The following is a 20,505-nucleotide window of genomic DNA, read 5'->3' as shown; positions in this document are numbered from 1 at the left end:
GGAACAAAGGTTATGCCCGCAAGGGCCCGCAAACGCCTTCCCGGCCAAACTTCCCGGAGAAGTTCTAAACAAACCGGTGTAAACGTTTGCGCAAATAAAGGCGCCGGGCCGGGGGGTATTGCCCGGCAAAAGGCGACACTTTCACGGCTCGTTCCGCCATTTCCCGCCCGCTTTGCCGATGACCCGAAACATAATCCTGCTGGCGCTGCTCTGCCTGAGTGCCACTCCGCTGCACGCCCAGAAAAGCCTCTACCACAAGGGCTGGGTGGACTTCAACAAGAACGGCCGCCGCGACACTTACGAAGACCCCGCCCGCCCGCTCGACCAGCGCCTGGATGATTTGCTGGGCCAGATGACGCTGGAGGAGAAGTCGTGCCAGCTGGCTACGCTCTACGGCTACGGGCGGGTGCTGAAGGACGAGCTGCCGACGGCGGGCTGGAAAACCGAAATCTGGAAGGACGGCATTGCCAACATCGATGAGGAGCTCAACAGCCTGCGCAATACGCCCAAGGCCCAGAGTCAGTTCTCCTACCCGTTCAGCAAACACGCCAAGGCCATTAACACCATCCAGCACTGGTTTGTGGAGGAAACCCGGCTGGGCATTCCCGTCGACTTCACCAACGAAGGTATCCACGGCCTCTGCCACGACCGGGCCACGCCGCTGCCCGCGCCCATCGGCATCGGCAGCACTTGGAACAAAGGCCTCGTGCGCCAGGCCGGCGAAACCGTGGGCCGCGAAGCCAAAGCCCTGGGCTATACCAACGTGTACGTGCCCATCCTCGACCCGGCCCGGGACCCGCGCTGGGGCCGGGTGGTGGAGTGCTACGGTGAGGACCCGTTCCTGATTGCCGAGCTGGGCAAGCAGATGACCCTGGGCGTGCAGAGCCAGGGTGTGGCGTCCACGCTCAAGCACTTCGCCGTGTACAGCGTGCCCAAGGGCGGCCGCGACGGCAACGCCCGCACCGACCCGCATGTGGCGCCCCGCGAAATGCACCAAGTATACCTCTACCCGTTTCGGCGCGTGATTCAGGAAGCCCACCCGCTGGGCGTAATGAGCAGCTACAACGACTGGGACGGCCAGCCCATCAGTGGCAGCCGCTACTTCCTGACCGAGCTACTGCGCCAGCAGTTCGGCTTCGACGGCTACGTGGTGTCCGACAGCCGGGCCGTGGAGTTCCTGTTCGAGAAGCACCACGTGGCCACCGACTTCCCCGACGCCACCCGGATGGCCATGGAAGCCGGCCTGAACGTGTGGACCAACTTCTACAGCCCCGCCGCCTACATTACCAACGTGCGGGAGCTGGTACGCGGCGGCCGGGTTTCGCCGGCCACGCTCGACGCGCGGGTGCGGGAAGTGCTGAGCGTGAAGTTCCGCCTCGGCCTGTTTGACCAGCCCTACGTGGCCGACCCCGGGCAGGCCGACAAGCTGGTGCACACCGCCGCCGCCGAAGCCCTGGCCCTGCAGCTCAACCGGGAGTCGCTGGTGCTGCTCAAAAACGAGAAGCAGATGCTGCCGCTGCAGAAGGAGAAGCTGAAAAATATCCTGGTAGTGGGGCCGCTGGCCGATGCTACCAGCCATGCCATCAGCCGCTACGGCCCCCCCAACAACCCGGTCACGTCGGTGCTGGCGGGGCTGCGGGCCTACGCCGGGCCGGGCCTGCAAGTGCAGTATGAGAAAGGCTGCGACGTGGTGCACGCCGGCTGGCCCGATACCGAGCTGGTGCCTTCGCCGCTGACGGCCGCCGAGCAGGCCGGCATTGCCCGGGCCGTAGCCCAGGCCCAGCAAGCCGACGTCATTGTGGCGGTGCTGGGCGAGGACGACAAGACGGTAGGGGAGAGCCTCTCGCGCACGTCATTGGAGCTGCCGGGGCGGCAGCAGCAGCTGCTGGAAGCGTTGCAGGCCACGGGCAAGCCTCTGGTGCTGGTGCTCATCAACGGACAGCCGCTCACCATCAACTTCGCCGACCGCAGCGTGCCGGCCATTCTGGAAGCCTGGTTTCCGGGGCCCACCGGCGGCCGGGCGGTGGCCGAAGCGCTGTTTGGCGACTACAACCCCGGCGGCAAGCTCCCTATGACCTTCCCCAAAACCACCGGCCAGCTGGAGCTCAACTTCCCCTTCAAGCCCGGCTCCCACGCCGGCCAGCCCACCTCCGGCCCCAACGGCGCCGGCAATACCAGCGTGAATGGCGCTTTGTACTCCTTCGGCCACGGCCTGAGCTACACTACCTTCGCCTACTCCAATCTGCAGATAACGCCCAGGGAAGCCGCGCCCCAGGGCCTGATCGAGGTGGCCGTGGACGTGGCCAACACTGGCCCGGTAGCCGGCGACGAAGTAGTGCAGCTCTACCTGCGCGACAAGCTCAGCAGCGTGGTCACCTACGACAGCCAGCTGCGCGGCTTCGAGCGGGTGCCCTTGCGGCCCGGTGAGAAAAAAACCGTGCGCTTCACCCTGCGCCCCGACGACCTGGCCCTGCTCGACAGCAACATGAACTTCGTGGTGGAGCCGGGCCAGTTCGAGGTCCTCATGGGCAGCTCGTCCACGGATATCCGGGTCAAGGATACGTTTGAGAGCAAGGGGAAGTGAGAAAGTCATTCCGGGCCTGCCGAGGAATCTCGCGTGGCGTCGTTGTTGGGAAAAGCACGAAACGAAAGCAGAACGTCATGCTTGATCTGGCGTCCGCTTGCCAAAGCATCTTTGCCGCTTCGTTGGGTTGATTGAAGTACCGCTGCGGTAGAGATGCTTCGGCTCCGCTTTGCTGCACTCAGCATGACGTTCTTTATATGAGGTTTTAAGCACTAAAAAGGCCGCTCCGGAATTCCGGAGCGGCCTTTTTAGTGCTTAAAACCTCAACTATGGCTTACAGCCCCTTGTCCCGGTTCAGATCTTCGGCCGGAGCCGCGCCCAGGAACGGGTAGCGGTAGTCGGTAACCGGCACGAAGGTTTCCTTGATGGCGCGCGGCGACACCCAGCGCAGCAGGTTCAGCATCGAGCCGGCCTTGTCGTTGGTGCCGGAGGCGCGGGCGCCGCCGAAGGGCTGCTGGCCGACTACCGCGCCGGTGGGCTTGTCGTTGATGTAGAAGTTGCCGGCCGCGTGGATCAGCTTCTTCGAGGCCAGGTCGATGGCGTAGCGGTCCTGGGCGAAGATGGCGCCGGTCAGGGCATAGGGCGAAGTGGAGTCGACCAGTTCCAGGGTTTCCTCAAACTTATCGGCGTCGTAGATGTGCACCGTGAGCACGGGGCCGAACAGCTCCTCGCACATGGTCACGTACTTCGGGTCCTTGGTCACGATAACCGTGGGCTCGATGAAGTAGCCCTTGGACTTGTCGTAGCCGCCGCCGGCCACAATCTCGGCGTTCGGGTCAGCCTTGGCGCCGTCGATGTACTTGGCCAGCTTATCGAAGGACGCTTCGCTAATCACGGCGTTGATGAAGTTCGAGAAGTCCTCCACGTCGCCCATCTTGAACGAGGCCAGGTCTTCCTTCACGTAGCCCAGGATTTCGTCGGCCAGGTTCGAGGGCAGGTACACCCGCGAAGCCGCCGAGCACTTCTGGCCCTGGTACTCAAACGCGCCCCGGCTCATGCCTACGGCCACGGCCTTGGCGTGGGCCGAGGGGTGAGCCAGGATAAAGTCCTTGCCGCCGGTTTCGCCCACGATGCGCGGGTAGCTCTTGTAGGAGGCAATGTTCTGGCCGATGGTCTTCCAGATGTTCTGGAACACGCCCGTGGAGCCGGTGAAGTGGATGCCGGCAAAGTCGCGGTGCTTGAAAATAACGTCGCCGGCGGTGGGGCCGTCGACATACACCAGGTTGATAACGCCGTCGGGCACGCCGGCTTCCTTGAAGAGCTCCATCAGCACCTGGGCCGAGTAGATCTGGGTGTTGGCGGGCTTCCACACCACCACGTTGCCCATCATGGCCACCGAGGCGGGCAGGTTGGCGGCAATGGAGGTGAAGTTGAAGGGCGTGAGGGCAAACACGAAGCCTTCGAGGGGGCGGTGCTCCATGCGGTTCCACATCCCGGGCAGGCTCTCGGGCTGCTGCTGGTAGATCTGCTGCATGAAGTGCACGTTGAACCGGAAAAAGTCGATCAGCTCGCAGGCCGCGTCGATTTCGGCCTGGAAGCAGTTCTTGCTCTGGGCCAGCATGGTGGCTGCGTTGATGCGGGCGCGGTAGGGGCCGGCCAGCAGGTCGGCGGCTTTCAGGAAAATGGCGGCGCGGTGCTCCCAGGGCATTTCGGCCCAGAGCGGGCGGGCGGCCAGGGCGGCATCAATAGCTTGGCTGACGTGGGTTTTGTCGCCTTCGTGGAACTGGCCCAGCACGAACTTATGGTCGTGGGGCGGGGTGATGTTCTTGGTTTTGCCGGTGCGCACTTCCTGGCCGCCGATGTGCATTGGGATGTCGCGCTCCTGCTGCTTGAACTCCTTCAGGGTCTTGAGCAGCTCCACCCGCTCGGGCGAGTTGGGCGCGTAGCCCTTCACGGGCTCGTTGATCGGGGTCGGAACGTTGAAAAAGCCGTTAGCCATGGGGTGGTTTTTCGTTTTTGGTTTTTGGTTTTTGGGGAGGGAGCGAGGCAAAGGTAAGCGCCGGCGGCTTTAAAAGCCGCCGGCTTGCGGGGACCTGGCAAACGGTAGTGCGCCGGCTCTTGATTCAGCCGGCCCCTGCCGTGTTGGTCAGAACAACCCGCAAGTGGGCGTTGGTCCTCCCCAACCCGGAGTTGGTGTAACGAAAGCGGGAAGGCGAAGCGGATCAGGCACTTTCGACAATCGGAAGCTGGGGTAGCGCCTTGCTGACTGGCGCGGGCAACGCAGTACCGGCGCCCTTCCGCCAACTCCGGACTTTCTACTCTTTTCCACCTTCCATTTGCTGCATCCCATGAAAAAACTGTTATCTGTCGGCTTGTTTATGAGCCTATGGCTGGCGCAATTGCCAGCTTCCGCCCACAAGGAATGGGTGCATCAGCACATGGTCAAGGAAGCCTACCTGTATCTGGAGCAGCAGATTGGCGCCATCCCAACCTTGCGCAATGCCATTGGGTTCGGCTTTCACGGCAGGGGCAACGATGCTCAGCCGTTCAATACCAGCTACCCAATCGGTGTTGGGGCCTGGCGGGAGGACGTCGAAGACCCGGTGTATGGCTATACGCTGGGCCTCAATACGCTGACTCCGTCCATCACGCACTTCTGGGACGCTGACCGGGCCGATGAAAACTACGAGTCGGTACCGCTGAATGCCAATGGCTCCTCAATGGCTCCTAATGCCTGGGAAAAAGCCCGGGTTTACTTGTTTTGCCAGGACCGCAACGGGATGCATGATGTTACCATTCCTTACATAATGCCCGGGGTGGGCTACCTGCGCAACTACATTATCACCTACACGTCGTTGCCCGAACTCTACAAGGGGAACTACTTCCTGGAAGGCATCAGCAACCCGGATGGCAGCGGGCGCAGCAACTACTACCACCAGCCCCAGTTTAATCCGGGCTTTGGGCAGCCCGTGGCACTCCAACTGCTGGGCCGCGTAGCCCACCTGCTCGGCGACATGAGTGTGCCGGCCCATTCCCATTCCCATTTGCATCCCTGCCCGCTGAACCTGCCCGACCATTACGAAAACGACATGGGCAACACGTATTACTACAACAATGACTTAAATGAGTGCGAGAATGATCCGGGAGGATACTACAACGCCAACGCCTGGTCGGCGGCTACGGCTGCCCAGCAAGGGGGACTGTTATCCGATATCTACTGCCTGAGCAGTAGCAGAGACCGGGCGAAGTATCTGTTCTATACCGTCAATCAGCTGGCTGACTTCTTTCCGAGCGGGGTCAATCCGAGCGATATGGGAGCTTATAGCGCCGGGGGGCTACAGTATTTTAAAAACGGAGATACCAATTTGTCGCAGGGGTCGAATTCCTACATTACCAGCATCTATAACTCCTTCGGCTGGACCTCACCCAACAGCATTAATACGGCTCAGATTGCCAACGTCAACTTCAACTTCAGCATCCGGGCCGTGGCCACGCTGTTCCAATGGTTTGCCTTCGAGGCCGGGATCACCGAAGACATAAAGAACCAGAAGGTCAGCAGCGCGAATACCCAGCTGTGCGAAAACTCGACGATGGCCTTTGCGGTCCAGACGAATGCCTCGGTGAACTGGTCGATAGTGCCCGAGTGGGCCGCTACGGGCGCTGCCGTCAACTCTGCCACGTATAATGTGACGTCCGGGGCCGGCTACAGTGGAGTCGCCACCGTTAAGGCCAGCTACTACAATGCGGATGGCTGCTTCTCCGGTCCTCGTACCCTGACCCGGCAGATCTGGGTGGGCGGACCGCGGGCGGACTTTAAAAAGCAGCCCGCAACGGACTTGGTCTGCTCAGGAATCACGATGTACTTTGAAGCCGGCGTGGACCGGCCCGACCTGCAACCCTCCGTATCCTACCGGTGGTCCAGTTCGGCGCCCGGCTTCCGTAGTCCCGGAGATTCCCCCCGGTGCTCAATTATTGCCCCGAACGGGTACGACCTACCCGTGACCGTGACGTGCATAGTCACGGACAATACCTGTGGCTTGTCGACGACTATCTACCGCGAGTACACCACGGCCAACCCCAATGCCATGTTGCGCATACCCTGCGATAATGATAACCCGAATGGCCCGTACGGCGGCACTGGTCCCACGGGAGTGTACCGGAGCGGCGACCAGCTGGAAATATTCCCTAATCCCAGCAATACGGGCTTCGAGCTGATCGTGGCCCCCAGAGCGCTGCTGAAAAAAGAGCTCCCCGGCCAGCCCCTGCCGATTGTCTATACCCTGCGCGACAACCTGGGGCGCATCGTAGCCCAGGGCAACAGTGCGGCAACCCGCATGCACATCGATACGGAGAAGTTGCCGGCGGGCGTGTATACGCTGTCCTGCACGGCCAATGGCCAGAGCTTCCACAAACGGCTGGAAGTGCTCCACTAGGCAACCCTCCACAGGCATAAGAAGGGCTCCCTGTCACAACAGGGAGCTTTTTTTATGCCTCGGGGAGACTCCTTCACGAATCAAGCCCCGCCAGCAGCTGCTTCACCTGCTGCTCCAGCTCGGCGCGGGAGCCGGTATTGTGCAGCACGGCCGCGAACTGGTCGTAGGTGTCCATCACCGTTTCGCTGGGGTGCGCGTCGTCGCGGGTACCGTCGCCCTGCTGGGTTAGCGGGTCGCCTTCCACGCGCAGCATCAGTCCGCCGCGGTCCAGGATGGGCTGGGCCTCGTTGGGAAAGCGCACGTCGGGCACAATCACGAAGGTGTTGGCGGGCAGCCGGGCGAAAAAGGCCTGCACCCAGATTTCGTAGTTCCAGGCCCGCAGCGCGCCGCCCACCTGCTGCAGCATCTCGCCCCGGGTGCGGCCGAAGGCGGGCAGCAGCTCGGTTTTGCCCGTCTGGGTGTAGTAGGGCGCCACATCTTCGCCGGCCAGCGTGGCGCATACGGCCTTGATGGCGTCGCCGAAGGACAGGATCTGCCAGTGGCGCTCGGGCTGCAGCTGCTGAATGAGGCGGGCCACGGTGTCTTTGCCGCTGCCGCGCTTGCCGGAAATGCCCAGGAGGTGAATCATATAAGGAAGATGACCGGCTTGGACAGCGGATTAGCCGCAAAGGGAAGCAGCCGACCTGCGAAAGGAAGATGAGGGCCGCAAGTTCGCCAATAAAGTTAGTTGGATCCGCACCGCTGAGCGGCCGCTGCAGTACCGGGAATAGTGGGGCGCGCTCCAGCTGTGACCAACGCCCCATGGGGCCATCTAACCTCATCCCTACCTGTCGTTGCCATTGGAGGCAAGTTCCTGCGGTCTGCTTGCAGATCCAAACCCGCTTCTTCCCCCTTCTTCGCCGTCTTAACGGGCGGCGTATCCGCTGCGCCAGCCGGCCCCGGAACCAGGGGCACATCCCCCTTTTTACTCCCTTTGGTCCTTAGATACCTGAGGTTGGTGTAACAGTTTTGGGACGCCCAAACACCCTCGCTAGGTTTGTGTCATCAGGTCGGAAGAAGAGCGTCGTAAATCGCTTAATATACTGTCTTGCTGAAGGTTAGAGCAGGATTATGGTTCGTCCCGACAAAAGGGGAATTGGTGTAAAAAAATATTTTTCGCCTATCTGCTCTGACATATTTACGTCACCAACTAACCGCTGCCATCATGAAATATCCACTTACCCTAACGCTCCTGGTAGCTGCCGTTCAGTTGAGCGGACATACCGCCACCGCGCAGGTTGCCAGCAGCCTCTCGGGCACCATTACCGACAGTCTGACGCACCAGGCTCTGCCCTACGTAACTGTGCTGGTCCGGCCTTACGGTAGCTCCAACGTGTTGTTCAACACGCTGACCAACGACAAGGGGGCCTTTACCTTTGAGGGCCTGCCCGCTGGCCAGTACTCGCTGGCAGGAAAGTATCTGGGCTACAAAGACTTCTTAACCGAGCCCGTGGTAGCGGGGCCTGGTGCTCCGGCCGGTCCGGCCTTGGTAGTGGCACTGGCCCCCGAGCGCAAGCTGCTGAAGGGAGTGACGGTGGTCGGTACCAAGCCCTTCATCGAGCAGCAGGCCGGCAAAATCGTGCTCAATGTAGCGAGCAGTCCCATTGCAGCCGGCAGCACTGCCGATGAGGTGCTCAGCCGGGCCCCCGGGGTGCTCGAATCGGGCGGCGGCTACACGGTGCGGGGCCGGCAGGCCACAGTACTGCTCGATGGCAAGTACACAAACCTAAGCGGCGCCGACCTCAAAGCCATGCTGGCCGCCATGCCCAGCAACACGGTCGACAAGGTGGAAGTATTCACCAACCCCTCCGCCAAGTATGATGCTCAGGGAGGATCCATCATCAATATTACCACCACCAAAAACCGCGGGTTCGGCACCAACGGCAGCCTTAGCGAGGGCATCGGCGCGGGCCGCTACGCCCGCTACAACACCGGCCTGTCCTTGAACTACCGCCAGAACAAGCTCAACCTCTACGGCGGCTACGACTACCTGCGCAACAAGCAGTTCATCCGCTCCCAGAGCCAGCGCTCCATCAGCAGCGAGGCCCAGCTAAACGAGCAAAGCAACACGGTAAACGAACGCCGGAGCCACTCTGCCAAGTTAGGCTTTGACTACGACCTCAATAAAACAAGCTCAGTGGGCGTGCTGGTCAAGACCCTGGTCAACCTGCGCGACGGAGTGGGCGGCACTACCTCCATCCTGGCTAGCCCGGCCGGGGGCCTGCCGCGACTCTCCACCGTGCAGTCAACGGCACAGACGCGCTTTCTGATGCCCAGCGTGAATGCCTACTACCGCTCCACGGCCGGTAAACCCGGCACCGAGCTGCGGCTGAGCGCCGACTACTTCGGCTACAACCGGGCCGTGCACGGCGACATTGGCACCAACTTCCTGGATGACAGCGGCACGCCCTATGCTCCACCCAGCTACCTGCGCAACAACTCGCCGGCCGACAACTCAGTCAAGTCGGTGGCCGTGGACTATACCCGGCCCCTGGAAAGCTCCACCCTGGAGCTGGGAGCCAAAACGACTTTCACCCGCACCGACAACGATATTCGCTGGGAGCAGCTGGCCGCCGGCAGCAGCTGGCAAACGGACCCGGGCAAGACCAACCACTTTGTGTACCGCGAAAATATCAACGCGCTGTATGCCAATCTGAGCAAGAAGGTGGAACAGGTGAGCATCGTGGCCGGGCTGCGGGCCGAGCAAACCAATACCACCGGCACGTCGCTGACCACGGGCCAGGTTACGGAGCGCAACTACCTGAACCTGTTTCCGAGCCTGTCGCTGGATTACGCCCTATCCGAAAAGCAGCAGCTCAACCTGGCCTACCAACGCCGCATCGACCGGTTCAAGCTTGACGTGGTAAACCCTTTCGTAACCTACGTGAGTCAGTACTACTACTTCCAGGGCAACCCCACGATCCGGCCTTCAATCTCCGACAACTTCTCCTTCACCCACGTCTACCACGGCGAGCTTTCGACCTCCATCAACTACAGCCGGCACCAAAATGTGCTTACCGAAGTGTACCGTCCCAAGGATGCCACTGCCGTACTGAGCACTTTCGAAAATGCAAGCCGCGGCGAATCGGTCGACCTGATGGTGTCGCACTCCAAGCAGCTGTTGAGCAACAAGTGGAGCACCAACAACACGGCTGCCCTCAGCTACGCCCGGATCTACTCGACGGCCGAAGCCGGCCTGAACGCCGCCACGCCGACCGCCTACTTCGTCACCAACAACAGCATCACGCTGGCCAAAGGCCTCAAGCTGGAGCTCTACGCCAACTACTTCCTGCCGTGGCGCTTCGGGGCCTACGCCTTCAAGTCGCACTACACCACCAGCCTGGGCGTGTCGAAGAGCGTGCTGCAAGGGGCCGGCAACCTGACGCTCAACGTGAGTGATGCCTTCAACACGCTGAACAGCCGCTACGACGTCAGCTCTTACGGGGTGAACTCGACCAACATAACCAAAGCCGAAAGCCAGTTCGTGCGCCTCAACTTCACCTACAAGTTTGGCAACAAGAACGTGAAGTCCAGCAAGTCCCGCCGCCAGGGCACCGAAGCCGAGCAGCGCCGCCTGGAGCTCAACTAAGCCTTGCCCTCTCGCCTCCTTCCTCTGCCTTTTTCTTGTGAAAAAGCACCTGACTCAGCCCAGCAACAAGCTGCTATTCAGCTAGGGTGACCTGCCTCTCGCCCGACGACCTGGACCATACCTCGTCGGGGGCTTCCAAGTCGGCCCCAACTCCTGTAACACCGCCGGCACGACGTGCTGCCCCTGGCTCCTGGCTTATCCTAGCTTACTCATTACGACCCGGCCCGTCAGGCCCCGCTTCTTACTTCCATGCTATTCTAATCTTATTGCATTTTTTAACCGGTTCCGTTTTTTATGAAAAAGTAAGAGGCATTCGCCATCAAGCTCTCCTTCAACAAGCAGAAAGTGGCCAGCCGCAATTCCGGCGACCTGTACCAGGTACACGGCGGCGATAGTATCGGCCCGACAAACACCTCAGACCACCGCTCTGCGGGCGCTTTCACCCACGGCTTCTGCCCCAGTATTCTGGCAGAAGAAGCCGCCTGCGCCGCCTTCAGATCCTACTGATTCCTTTTTCCAACCCTTCCCCCTCTTTTTTATGAAAAAGCAAGACGCATTTGCCTCTAAGCTCTCCTTCAACAAGGAGAAAGTAGCCAGCCTGACCCCCGACGATCTGGACCAGGTGTACGGTGGTAACACCGAACCCTCATCGCGTAACAGCTCCAACCACAACTTCACCTGCTGCCTGTGTTCCTTCCACACGAGCATCGATATCCCGGTGAGCGAATAGCGTAGCCAAGCAGCTACCTAGCCCTACCGATTCTACTTCTGATTCCTTTTTCTAACCCTTTCCCCCATTTTTTATGAAAAAGCAAGACGTATTCGCTACCAAGCTCCCCTTCAACAAGGAGAAAGTGGCCGGCCTGACCCCCGACGATCTGGACCAGGTGTACGGTGGTCACACCGAAGCCTCATCGGATAACAGCTCCAACCACAGATTCACCTGCTGCCTGTGCTCCTTCCACACGGGCGTCGATATCCCGGTGTAATAGCGTAGCCAAGCAGCTACCTAGCCCTGCCGATTCTACTTCTACTTCTGGTTCTTTTTCAACCCTTTTTTCTCATTTTTTATGAAAAAGCAAGACGCATTTGCCTCTAAGCTCTCCTTCAACAAGGAGAAAGTAGCCAGCCTGACCCCCGACGACCTCGACCAGGTGCACGGCGGCGACGGCCAGGGCGGCTCCTACAACAGTTCCTACCACAACTTCACCTGCTGCATCTGCACCATGATGACCCAGCCTAAAGAAGAAATAACAGTAATGGTATAATTATATACAATATATTTTTAGTTATAAAATTTTTTATAAAAAAGCATGGCTCATCTGCCCCAAACTCTCCTGCAACAAGGAGAAAGTAGCCAGCCTCACCCCCGACGACCTCGACCAGGTACACGGCACCGGCAATGCCCTCTCTTCGGATAACAGCTCCAACTACAATTTCACCTGCTGCGTGTGCTCCACCAGGGGGTTTATCAACACGCTGGCAGAGGTATTATAGAATTTCAGCTCAGCCTCTGCTTGGCCCTGTCCAGTTCTTTTTTTCACTCCTTTTCTTCCATTTTTTATGAAAAAGCAAGACGCATTTGCCTCTAAGCTCTCCTTCAACAAGGAGAAAGTAGCCAACCTGACCCCCGATGATCTGGACCAGGTGCACGGTGGCGACGGTCACGGTGGTTCTTCGCACAGCTCTCAGCAAAACTTTACCTGCTGCCTGTGCACCTCGATCCGCGTCGAGATAGTGGTAGAGTAGGTCAACTAAGCCGTGGCTTAGTTCTATTGATTCTTTTTTTCTTTTCTTTTTTCAACCTTTTTTCTCATTTTTTATGAAAAAGCAAGACGCATTTGCCTCTAAGCTCTCCTTCAACAAGGAGAAAGTAGCCAGCCTCACCCCCGATGACCTGGGCCAGGTACACGGCGGCGGTGGCGCCACCGGGGAGAGCTCCTACAACAACTTCACCTGCTGCGCCTGCACCACGCTCAACAGCGGCAGCCACCCGCATGTAGAAGAGGCCAACTAAGCGGCGGCTTAGCACTCCTCGTTTTTATGAAAAAGCAAGATGCATTTGCCACCAAGCTCTCCTTCGACAAGGAGAAAGTGGCTAGTCTGACCCCCGATGATCTGGGCCAGGTGCACGGCGGCAACGGTCAGGGCGAAACTTTCCACAGCTCCTACCACAACTTCACCTGCTGCGCCTGCACTACGGTGTCCATTCATGGAGAAGAGGTCAACTAAGCCGCTTTTCCCCTCCGTCACTTCTTTATTTTCCTTCATTTTTTCCAACCCATTTTTCCTTTTTTTATGAAAAAGCAAGACGCATTTGCCTCTAAGCTCTCCTTCAACAAAGAGAAAGTAGCCAGCCTCACGCCCGATGACCTGGGCCAGGTACACGGCGGCGGCGGTGCCACCGGGGAGAGCTCCTACAACAACTTCACCTGCTGCGCCTGCACCACGCTCAACAGCGGCAGCCACCCGCATGTAGAAGAGGCCAACTAAGCTGTATAAAACATAGCGGTTTCGTGAACGGTGTACCCGGTCTGACGGCTTTTCGCCGTCGGACCGGTCGTCGCTGGCTGCCGATAAATACATCGGGCCTACAACGACCGGTCCGACGGCGGAAAAAGCCGTCCGACCGGAGCGAATGCAACCGCTACACTGTTCGCGAAACTGCTATAGCCTGCTCACAGTCATTTTTTCTTTTCTTTTTTTCAACCTTTTTTCTCATTTTTTATGAAAAAGCAAGACGTTTTCGCCACCAAGCTCTCCTTCAACAAAGAGAAAGTAGCCAGCCTGACCCCGGACGATCTGGACCAGGTGCACGGCGGTGATGGCCAGACCGGCTCTTCGCAGAGCTCCTACAACAACTTCACCTGCTGCGCCTGCACCACGCTCAACAGCGGCAGCCACCAGGTAGAAGAAGCCAACTAATTCAGCCTCCAAGCGCCCCTTGCTGGGTCCGGGCCGGCAGCCCGACAGCGCCGCGGATAGTTGGTCTATCCTCACCAGAAATGCTCCTTGTAAGCGAGCCTGCTTAGCGACCAACCCCGCCCTGTCAGCTGCCGTCTCCTCCAGCTACCCCTATCCCGCTAGCTTGTTCGACCACTCCTGGTCGGGCAAGCTAGCGCGGTGTAGTATCCCCGCCACCCATCGTCTTTCTCAGTTATTTTATGGACACCAAGACCCTAGTTGCCAACAAGCTGACTCAACTCGAGCAGGACATTTTCGCCACGTACGCCGACCACTCAACCAGCTCCTTTCTGTGTGGCAAAGGAGGCTTGCCGCTGCTCTACTACAAGCTCTATACAATCTACGACCAGGAGAGCTACCGGCAGAAGGCCGCCACCATCCTCGATTCGCTCCTGGATGAGATTAGCGCGGGCCTGGGCTCGTCTTCCTACTGCGACGGCCTGGCCGGGCTGGCCTCCATGCTGAGCTACCTGGTGGAGCATAACATCCTCGACGAAGGGGCCGAAGAGTTTCTGACGCAGTGCGACACGGCACTCTACCAGTCCTTTCTCAAAACGGCATCACAGGCCAACCTCGATTACCTGCACGGAGCCCTCGGAGTGGCCTTTTACTTTTTGCACCGGCAGCTGGCCACTCCGGCCGTCACCGACACGCTGGTGCTGGTAGGCGAGGAAATGCTGCGCCAGCTGGCGCCCACGCTGGTCCCCGCTCCCGGCCAGTACGTCAACTGCGGCATGGCCCACGGGCAGCTCGCGGCCCTGATGTTTTTGGTGAAGTACCTGCCCGTAGCCCCCCAGCCTGAGCGGGTGGAGGCCACCATCCGGGCCATTGTGCAGCAGGTGCAGCGCTACAAATCCACTGATCCGACATCCCGGTCGCAGTTTCCGTCTATCGTACAGCTGCGCGACAACACGGATCTGTTTGATACCACCTACGACATTCCCAACGGCTGGTGCTACGGCGACACTATGCTTTCGTTGGTTCTGCTGGCGGCCAGTGAGGCCCTGCACGACGACGAGCTGCGGGCCACGGCCACGGCCATTGCCCTGCGCAGCACGGAGCGAAACACCCCGCAGAAAGCCCTTATCGTCGATGGGGCTATGTGCCACGGCGCCGCTGGCCTGGCTCACCTCTACAAGAAGTGGCACCAGGCTACGGGGCACCCCCAGTTTCGGGCCAGCTACGAGTACTGGATTGGCCAGACCCTACTCATGGGCAACCGGCCCGACGGCCCGGGTGGCTACCAGAAAAACATGGGCGACGGAATCTACGCCACCACCTACGGCCTGCTCGACGGCGCCTGCGGCATCGGGCTGGTGCTGGCCGACTTCGTGGCCGACTCGCCCGACGAGCCCTCGGACTGGGACCGGTTCTTTGCCCTGTCCTGACGCCAAGGCGGGCGGGAAAACAGCCCCGCCCGGCCGGCTTTTAAGAGCCCGGGGCGGGGGTTGATACAGGCAATAATAGGGTTCGTGTAATTTTTTTTCATCGCCCTGGGGTGCCGGATACTTTTGAGATAAGAAACCGGCTACTCCGGTCCTTCCTTTTTCTCTGTCCCTCTTACCCGCCTAGTATGAACACGCCCTACGTATTCGATAAACGCCTGGTAGTTAGAACGCCCCGCTTCGCTTTTTCTGACCAGCTCGGGACCGTAGCCCTTGCGGCCCTCTTGCAGGATGAAGCGTTTCTGGAAGCTATTTACCTGGCCTCGCCAGTACTGTACAAGGAGTGTATCAAGTGCCGCGACGGGCAGCTCACCACGCCCAAGGAAGTGGAAAAGCTTGGCCGCTCGGTGAGCAAGTACTTTCGCCGAATGAGCAGCCGCTGTACGCCCTTCGGGCTGTTTTCGGGCTGTGGCCTCACCCAGTGGCACGCCGCCGCCGGCGACGAGGGCTCCGCAGCGCCCGGCCCGCTCGTGCTCGACAGCCGCCGCACCAGCCGCCACACCCGCCTCGACATGCACTTCCTTTGTGCCCTGGCCCAGCAGCTGGCTACGCTGCCCGTCGTGCGCCAGGGCCTGCGCTATGTGCCCAACACCAGCCTCTACCGCATCGGGGAGGAGTTGCGCTACGTGGAGTACCTTTACCACAACGGCCGGCGCAAGCACCAAATCAGCTCGGTAGCCGCCTCGCCCTACCTCTCCGACCTGCTGACGACCGCTGCCGGCGGCGCTACCATCGACCAGCTTGCCCAGCAGCTTATCAGCGACGATATCACGGCCGCCGACGCGCACGAGTTTCTCGGCGCCGTAGTGGGCTCGCAGCTGCTCGTCAATGAGCTGGAGCCGGCCATCACGGGGCCCGAGTTCTTGTATCAGCTGCTGGCCGTGCTCGAAGAGCTTAACCAGGCAAACACCCCCGAGCTGAGCGCTATTATCGGCACGCTGCGCACGGCCGACCGCCTGCTGGCCCAGCTCGACGCCAACCCCCAGCCCGATGTGGCCCGCTATCAGGAGCTGCTGACCGTGCTCGACTCGCTGGGCGTGCCCTACGACGAAAGCAAGCTCTTCCAAACCGACCTGGTGAAGGCCGTGCAAGGGCCCGGTTTGGCCAGCACTTTCCAGGAGCAGCTGCAGGGCGCCCTCACGGCGCTCAACAAGCTGACCGTACCGAAGAGCAGCGAGAAGCTGCAGTCGTTCAAAACCCGCTTCACGGCCCGCTACGAGGACCGCGAGATGCCCCTGCTCGAGGTGATGGATACCGAAACCGGGCTGGGCTACCTCGAAAGCAGCGGCTCCACTCTCTCCCCGCTCGTGGGCAACCTCCACCCTACGGGCAAGGAGCGTGAGCAGAAGTTTGCCTGGGGCAAGCTCGAGGCGTTTCTCAACCGTAAGCTGCAAAAGGCCTACGCCGACAAGACCCTGAACGTGGAGCTAACGGCCGCGGAGCTCAGCGACTTCACCGAGGACTGGCAGGATCTGCCGCCCTCGCTCTCCATCCTGTTTCGGGTGGTTGATGCTTCCACCGTGTATATCGAGAGCGTGGGCGGCAGCAGCGCAGCCAACCTGCTCGGGCGCTTTGCCCACGCCGACGCCGGTATTCTGGACCTGGTAGGCGACATTGCCCGCACCGAGCAGGCCCAGGACCCCGACGTGGTGTATGCCGAGATTATTCACCTGCCCGAAAGCCGGGTTGGCAACATCCTGCTGCACCCCGTTTTCCGGGCCTACGAAATTCCGTACCTGGCCAAGTCAAGTCTGGCGCCCGAGTTTCAGCTCGACGTGCACGACCTCTTCCTCTCAGTGCAGGGAGGCCGGCTGGTGCTGCGCTCCAAGCGGCTCAACAAGGAGATTATTCCGCGCCTGAGCACGGCCCACAACTACTCAAACAACGCGCTGCCGGTCTACCAGTTTCTGTGCGACTTGCAGCTGCAGGACAAGCGGAGCGGGTTGTACTTCAACTGGGGCAACCTGCAGGCTCAGCACCAGTTTTTGCCCCGGGTCACGTTTCAAAACGCCATTCTGCACCTGGCCCGCTGGAGCTTTGCCCAGTCCGACGTGAAGCCCTTGCTGGGCCTGCGCGGCGAGGCGCGCGCAGCGGCTCTAACCCAGTTTCGGGCCCAGTGGCAGCTACCCCGCCACCTGGTGCTGGCCGACGGCGACAATGAGCTGCTCGTGGACCTGGACAGCGAGTCGATGGTCGACATCTGGCTTGAAGCCGTGAAGAACCGGCCTAGCTTCCTGCTGCGGGAGTTTATTACACCCCAGGCTCCGGTGGTGGACGAGCACGGCGCCCCTTTCGCCAACCAGCTTGTAGCCGTGCTGCTCAAACAGGGCCCCTCGTACCGGGCCCGGCCCATGGCACCGGTAGCCGCGGTAAGGCCTGCGGCCGCGCCTGTCACGGCCAGCTTTGCCCCGGGCTCCGAGTGGGTTTACTACAAAGTGTATTGCGGGCTCAAGGCAGCCGATAAGATTCTGCTCGAAGCTGTAAAGCCCCTGACGGAGGAGCTGCGCGCCCTGGGTCTGGTCGACAAATGGTTTTTTATCCGCTACAACGACCCGGACTTTCACCTGCGCCTGCGCCTGCACCTGCCCGACGTGGCCCGACTCGGCGACGTGCTGCGCCTTGTGCATAGCTACTTACAGCCCTTTCAGGCCGCCGGCTACCTCTGGCAGCAGCAGCTCGACACCTACCAGCGCGAGCTGGACCGCTACGGCCACGCCACCATCGAGCAGGCCGAGACGTTCTTCTACCACGACAGTGAGGCCCTGCTGGCGTTGCTCGACCATACCGGCGGCGATGAGCGCGAAACCGTGAAGTGGAGCTGGGGCCTGCGCGCCGTGGACGAGCTGCTCGATACCTTCCGCTACACCTTGCCCCAGAAGGCCGACCTGTTGCTGCAACTGCGCACGGCCTTCGGGGCCGAGTTTGGGCTCGACAAGCCCCTGAAGCTTCAGCTCGATTACAAATACCGCAGCAACAAGGCCCAGCTTGAGCTGGTGCTCGACCGAGACCGGGACCTGCTGCACGATATGGCGCCTCTGCTGGCCGTGCTACGCCATAAATCGGCCCAGCTTCAGCCCCTGGCCGATGATCTGCTGGCCCGCCACGTCCGCCAGGAACTGCGCCCCGGTCTCAACAGCCTGCTCAGCAGCTACATTCATATGCTGCTCAACCGCATCACCACCGTGAGTCCGCGCCTGCACGAGCTGGTCCTCTACGACTTCCTCTCGCGCTACTACCAGTCGGCGCTGGCCCGGGCCAAACCCCGGGCGGTGCTCGCCTAAGCCCGCCTGTTGTTTTTACGCTATCTAATTCCAAGTGCGATGTTTGCGACCTTTCCCCACTACCATCAATACGACGAGATGGACTGCGGGCCCACCTGCCTGCGCATCATCAGCAAGTACTACGGCAAGCTGCTCTCGCTCGACTACCTGCGCAAGATTTCCAATACCACCCGCGCCGGCTCCAGCCTGCGAGGCATCAGCGACGCGGCTACCCAGGTGGGCTTCGACACCCAGGGCGCCCGCCTCAGCTTCGAGGCCCTCGCTGAGGAGGTGCCTCTGCCCTGTATTGCCCACTGGAACCAGCACCACTTTGTCATCGTCTACAAAATCCGGCGCGGCAAAATCTTTGTTTCCGACCCGGCCCACGGTCTGCTCACCTACACCAAGGAAGAGTTTGTCAAGGGCTGGGCAGTAGCCGAGGGAGAGGGTATCGTTCTCACGCTGAGCACTACTCCCGCCTTTGAGGAGCTGGAATCAGAAGCCAGCTCGGTGACTGAGGGACTGCACTTCATCTCCAAATACCTGCTCAAGTACAAGCTGCTGCTCGTGCAGCTCGTGACGGGGCTCGTCGTCAGCAGCCTGCTGCAGCTGCTCGTGCCCTTCCTCACCCAGAGCCTGGTCGATATCGGTATTCAGCAGCACAACCTGGGCTTCATCAACCTGCTGCTGATGGGCCAGCTGCTGTTATTTCTGGGCAAAACCAGCGCCGAGCTGCTGCGCGGCCACATTCTGATGCACCTGAGCAGCCGTATCAACATCAACCTGCTTTCCGACTTCTTCATCAAGCTAATGAAGCTGCCGCTGGGCTACTTCGACGTGAAGATGACCGGCGACATCCTGCAGCGCATCAATGACCACCAGCGAGTCGAGCTGTTCCTGACTTCGGGGACGCTCAACGCGGTGTTTTCCTTCGTGAGTCTGCTCGTGTTCGGGGTGGTGCTGGCCGTGTACAGCCCGCTCATCTTCCTGGTGTTTCTGGTATTCAGCGTGGCCTACTTCGTCTGGATCATGGTTTTTATGGCCAAGCGCGCCAAGCTCGACTACAAGCGCTTCAGCCAGCTGGCCCAGCAGCAGGAGAAAAACCTGGAGCTCATCCACGGCATGCAGGAAATCAAGCTCCACAACGCCGAGCAGAAAAAGCGCTGGCAGTGGGAGCTGCTACAGGTGGGCCTGTTTCAAACCAACCTCAGCGGTCTGAAGATAAGCCACATGCAGAGTGGCGGCGCCTCGCTCATCAACGAGCTGAAGAACATTCTCATCTCGTTTCTGGCCGCTCGGCTCGTGCTCAGCGGGGAGATTACGCTGGGGGTGATGCTCTCCATTGCCTACATCATCGGGCAGCTTAATTCGCCGATTTTGCAGATTGTCGACTTCATCAAGTCCTGGCAGGATGCACGCCTGAGCATCAGCCGCATCAATGAAATCCACGCCAAGACCGACGAGGAAACCCAGGCCGTGCTGGCCGAGCCCGTGCCGGCAGTGCCGACCGGCGACATTGCCATCCGCAACCTCACGTTCCGCTACGACAGCAGCACCACGCCGGCACTCACCAACGTTAGCCTCACCATTCCGCACCAGAAGGTAACGGCCATCGTGGGAGCCAGCGGCAGCGGCAAAACGACCCTGCTCAAGCTGCTGCTCCGCTTCTACGACCCCAGCCAGGGTGACATCTCGGTGGCCAGTCAATCCCTCTCCACGCTAAGCCACCGAGGCTGGCGCGACAAGTGCGGCGCCGTGATGCAGGAAGGCTACATCTTCAACGACACCATTACCCACAACATCGCCGTGGGCGAAGGCGACATAGACCCTGCACGGATTCGTCACGCGGTGCAAGTAGCTAATATCGAGGAGTATATTGATGCGCTGCCGCTACGCTACAACACCAAGATAGGTCAGAACGGGCGCGGCTTGAGCACGGGCCAGAAGCAGCGCATCCTCATTGCGCGGGCCGTGTACAAGAACCCTGAGTTCCTGTTTTTCGACGAGGCCACCAGCGCCCTCGACGCCCGCAATGAGCGCCTGATCAGCGAAAATCTGACCCGCTTCTTCGACAGAAAGACGGTCGTCATCATCGCCCACCGGCTGAGTACCGTCCGCAACGCCGATCAGATCATTGTGCTCGAAAAAGGTCAGGTGGTTGAAGTGGGTGACCATGCCCAACTCATTGACCAGCGCGGCACTTACTTTCACCTCGTCAAAAACCAGCTCGAGCTCGGCGACTAAGCTGCCC

General features: G+C 60.2%; 16 protein-coding genes. 14 read left to right on the top strand and 2 right to left on the bottom strand.

Features of this window, described 5'->3' with window-relative positions; all coding sequences use genetic code 11:
- Nucleotides 1-178 precede the first annotated feature (178 nt).
- Entirely contained in the window at nucleotides 179-2,584 is a 2,406-nt protein-coding gene (locus ABD842_RS18905) for a glycoside hydrolase family 3 N-terminal domain-containing protein (protein WP_345117340.1), read from the top strand.
- A gap of 274 nt (nucleotides 2,585-2,858) precedes the next feature.
- Here the strand turns inward: ABD842_RS18905 and pruA are convergent, their stop codons facing one another.
- Nucleotides 2,859-4,523 (bottom strand): L-glutamate gamma-semialdehyde dehydrogenase, encoded by a 1,665-nt coding sequence (pruA, locus tag ABD842_RS18900; RefSeq protein WP_345117338.1) that lies wholly within the window; start codon nucleotides 4,521-4,523, stop codon nucleotides 2,859-2,861.
- 349 nt (nucleotides 4,524-4,872) lie between these two features.
- Here pruA and ABD842_RS18895 point away from each other — a divergent pair, with 349 nt between their 5' ends.
- On the top strand, nucleotides 4,873-6,957 hold the full coding sequence (locus ABD842_RS18895) for a T9SS type A sorting domain-containing protein (protein ID WP_345117336.1): 2,085 nt from the start codon (nucleotides 4,873-4,875) through the stop codon (nucleotides 6,955-6,957).
- Between the two features lie 73 nt (nucleotides 6,958-7,030).
- On the opposite strand, the gene ABD842_RS18890 is transcribed toward ABD842_RS18895, so the two are convergent.
- On the bottom strand, nucleotides 7,031-7,585 hold the full coding sequence (locus ABD842_RS18890; protein WP_345117334.1) for a nucleoside/nucleotide kinase family protein: 555 nt from the start codon (nucleotides 7,583-7,585) through the stop codon (nucleotides 7,031-7,033).
- Between the two features lie 576 nt (nucleotides 7,586-8,161).
- Here ABD842_RS18890 and ABD842_RS18885 point away from each other — a divergent pair.
- The 12 genes from ABD842_RS18885 to ABD842_RS18830 all read left to right on the top strand — a co-directional run bounded on the left by ABD842_RS18885 (nucleotide 8,162) and on the right by ABD842_RS18830 (nucleotide 20,498).
- A complete protein-coding gene (locus ABD842_RS18885) occupies nucleotides 8,162-10,585 on the top strand; it encodes a TonB-dependent receptor (protein WP_345117332.1) in 2,424 nt (807 codons plus the stop codon).
- A gap of 538 nt (nucleotides 10,586-11,123) precedes the next feature.
- On the top strand, nucleotides 11,124-11,315 hold the full coding sequence (locus ABD842_RS18880; RefSeq protein WP_345117330.1) for a class I lanthipeptide: 192 nt from the start codon (nucleotides 11,124-11,126) through the stop codon (nucleotides 11,313-11,315).
- A 73-nt stretch (nucleotides 11,316-11,388) separates the two neighbouring features.
- Nucleotides 11,389-11,574: a class I lanthipeptide gene (locus tag ABD842_RS18875; RefSeq protein WP_345117328.1), complete on the top strand. Its 186-nt coding sequence runs from the start codon at nucleotides 11,389-11,391 to the stop codon at nucleotides 11,572-11,574.
- A gap of 81 nt (nucleotides 11,575-11,655) precedes the next feature.
- Nucleotides 11,656-11,853 (top strand): class I lanthipeptide, encoded by a 198-nt coding sequence (locus tag ABD842_RS18870; protein WP_345117326.1) that lies wholly within the window; start codon nucleotides 11,656-11,658, stop codon nucleotides 11,851-11,853.
- A gap of 295 nt (nucleotides 11,854-12,148) precedes the next feature.
- A complete protein-coding gene (locus ABD842_RS18865; protein ID WP_345117324.1) occupies nucleotides 12,149-12,334 on the top strand; it encodes a class I lanthipeptide in 186 nt (61 codons plus the stop codon).
- 73 nt (nucleotides 12,335-12,407) lie between these two features.
- Nucleotides 12,408-12,602, top strand: a complete 195-nt coding sequence (locus tag ABD842_RS18860; protein WP_345117320.1) for a class I lanthipeptide — start codon at nucleotides 12,408-12,410, stop codon at nucleotides 12,600-12,602.
- A gap of 26 nt (nucleotides 12,603-12,628) precedes the next feature.
- Nucleotides 12,629-12,817: a class I lanthipeptide gene (locus ABD842_RS18855; protein WP_345117322.1), complete on the top strand. Its 189-nt coding sequence runs from the start codon at nucleotides 12,629-12,631 to the stop codon at nucleotides 12,815-12,817.
- 66 nt (nucleotides 12,818-12,883) lie between these two features.
- Nucleotides 12,884-13,078 carry a class I lanthipeptide gene (locus ABD842_RS18850; RefSeq protein ID WP_345117320.1) on the top strand — a complete coding sequence of 65 codons (195 nt, stop codon included), beginning with the start codon at nucleotides 12,884-12,886 and terminating at the stop codon, nucleotides 13,076-13,078.
- 234 nt (nucleotides 13,079-13,312) lie between these two features.
- The gene (locus ABD842_RS18845; RefSeq protein WP_345117318.1) at nucleotides 13,313-13,510 is read left to right on the top strand and encodes a class I lanthipeptide; all 198 of its coding nucleotides are present in this window, start codon (nucleotides 13,313-13,315) and stop codon (nucleotides 13,508-13,510) included.
- 239 nt (nucleotides 13,511-13,749) lie between these two features.
- Nucleotides 13,750-14,937: a lanthionine synthetase C family protein gene (locus tag ABD842_RS18840; RefSeq protein ID WP_345117316.1), complete on the top strand. Its 1,188-nt coding sequence runs from the start codon at nucleotides 13,750-13,752 to the stop codon at nucleotides 14,935-14,937.
- Nucleotides 14,938-15,122: 185 nt separating this feature from the next.
- Nucleotides 15,123-18,275, top strand: a complete 3,153-nt coding sequence (locus ABD842_RS18835; RefSeq protein ID WP_345117314.1) for a lantibiotic dehydratase — start codon at nucleotides 15,123-15,125, stop codon at nucleotides 18,273-18,275.
- Nucleotides 18,276-18,314: 39 nt separating this feature from the next.
- Nucleotides 18,315-20,498: a peptidase domain-containing ABC transporter gene (locus ABD842_RS18830; protein WP_345117312.1), complete on the top strand. Its 2,184-nt coding sequence runs from the start codon at nucleotides 18,315-18,317 to the stop codon at nucleotides 20,496-20,498.
- Nucleotides 20,499-20,505: the final 7 nt, after the last annotated feature.

Origin of the sequence: Hymenobacter algoricola (assembly GCF_039539525.1) — a bacterium.
Classification (GTDB): domain Bacteria; phylum Bacteroidota; class Bacteroidia; order Cytophagales; family Hymenobacteraceae; genus Hymenobacter; species Hymenobacter algoricola.
The sequence above is the reverse complement of the archived record's forward strand: the minus strand, read 5'-3'. Positions and strand labels throughout refer to the sequence as shown.

Bases quoted from the DNA above. Each gene is read 5' to 3' on its own strand.
- ABD842_RS18905 (WP_345117340.1), top strand. From the start codon at position 179: ATGACCCGAAACATAATCCTGCTGGCGCTGCTCTGCCTGAGTGCCACT.
- ABD842_RS18875 (WP_345117328.1), top strand. From the start codon at position 11,389: ATGAAAAAGCAAGACGTATTCGCTACCAAGCTCCCCTTCAACAAGGAG.
- ABD842_RS18860 (WP_345117320.1), top strand. From the start codon at position 12,408: ATGAAAAAGCAAGACGCATTTGCCTCTAAGCTCTCCTTCAACAAGGAG.
- pruA (WP_345117338.1), bottom strand. From the start codon at position 4,523: ATGGCTAACGGCTTTTTCAACGTTCCGACCCCGATCAACGAGCCCGTG.
- ABD842_RS18880 (WP_345117330.1), top strand. From the start codon at position 11,124: ATGAAAAAGCAAGACGCATTTGCCTCTAAGCTCTCCTTCAACAAGGAG.
- ABD842_RS18840 (WP_345117316.1), top strand. From the start codon at position 13,750: ATGGACACCAAGACCCTAGTTGCCAACAAGCTGACTCAACTCGAGCAG.
- ABD842_RS18830 (WP_345117312.1), top strand. From the start codon at position 18,315: ATGTTTGCGACCTTTCCCCACTACCATCAATACGACGAGATGGACTGC.
- ABD842_RS18855 (WP_345117322.1), top strand. From the start codon at position 12,629: ATGAAAAAGCAAGATGCATTTGCCACCAAGCTCTCCTTCGACAAGGAG.
- ABD842_RS18885 (WP_345117332.1), top strand. From the start codon at position 8,162: ATGAAATATCCACTTACCCTAACGCTCCTGGTAGCTGCCGTTCAGTTG.
- ABD842_RS18865 (WP_345117324.1), top strand. From the start codon at position 12,149: ATGAAAAAGCAAGACGCATTTGCCTCTAAGCTCTCCTTCAACAAGGAG.
- ABD842_RS18845 (WP_345117318.1), top strand. From the start codon at position 13,313: ATGAAAAAGCAAGACGTTTTCGCCACCAAGCTCTCCTTCAACAAAGAG.
- ABD842_RS18890 (WP_345117334.1), bottom strand. From the start codon at position 7,585: ATGATTCACCTCCTGGGCATTTCCGGCAAGCGCGGCAGCGGCAAAGAC.
- ABD842_RS18850 (WP_345117320.1), top strand. From the start codon at position 12,884: ATGAAAAAGCAAGACGCATTTGCCTCTAAGCTCTCCTTCAACAAAGAG.
- ABD842_RS18835 (WP_345117314.1), top strand. From the start codon at position 15,123: ATGAACACGCCCTACGTATTCGATAAACGCCTGGTAGTTAGAACGCCC.
- ABD842_RS18895 (WP_345117336.1), top strand. From the start codon at position 4,873: ATGAAAAAACTGTTATCTGTCGGCTTGTTTATGAGCCTATGGCTGGCG.
- ABD842_RS18870 (WP_345117326.1), top strand. From the start codon at position 11,656: ATGAAAAAGCAAGACGCATTTGCCTCTAAGCTCTCCTTCAACAAGGAG.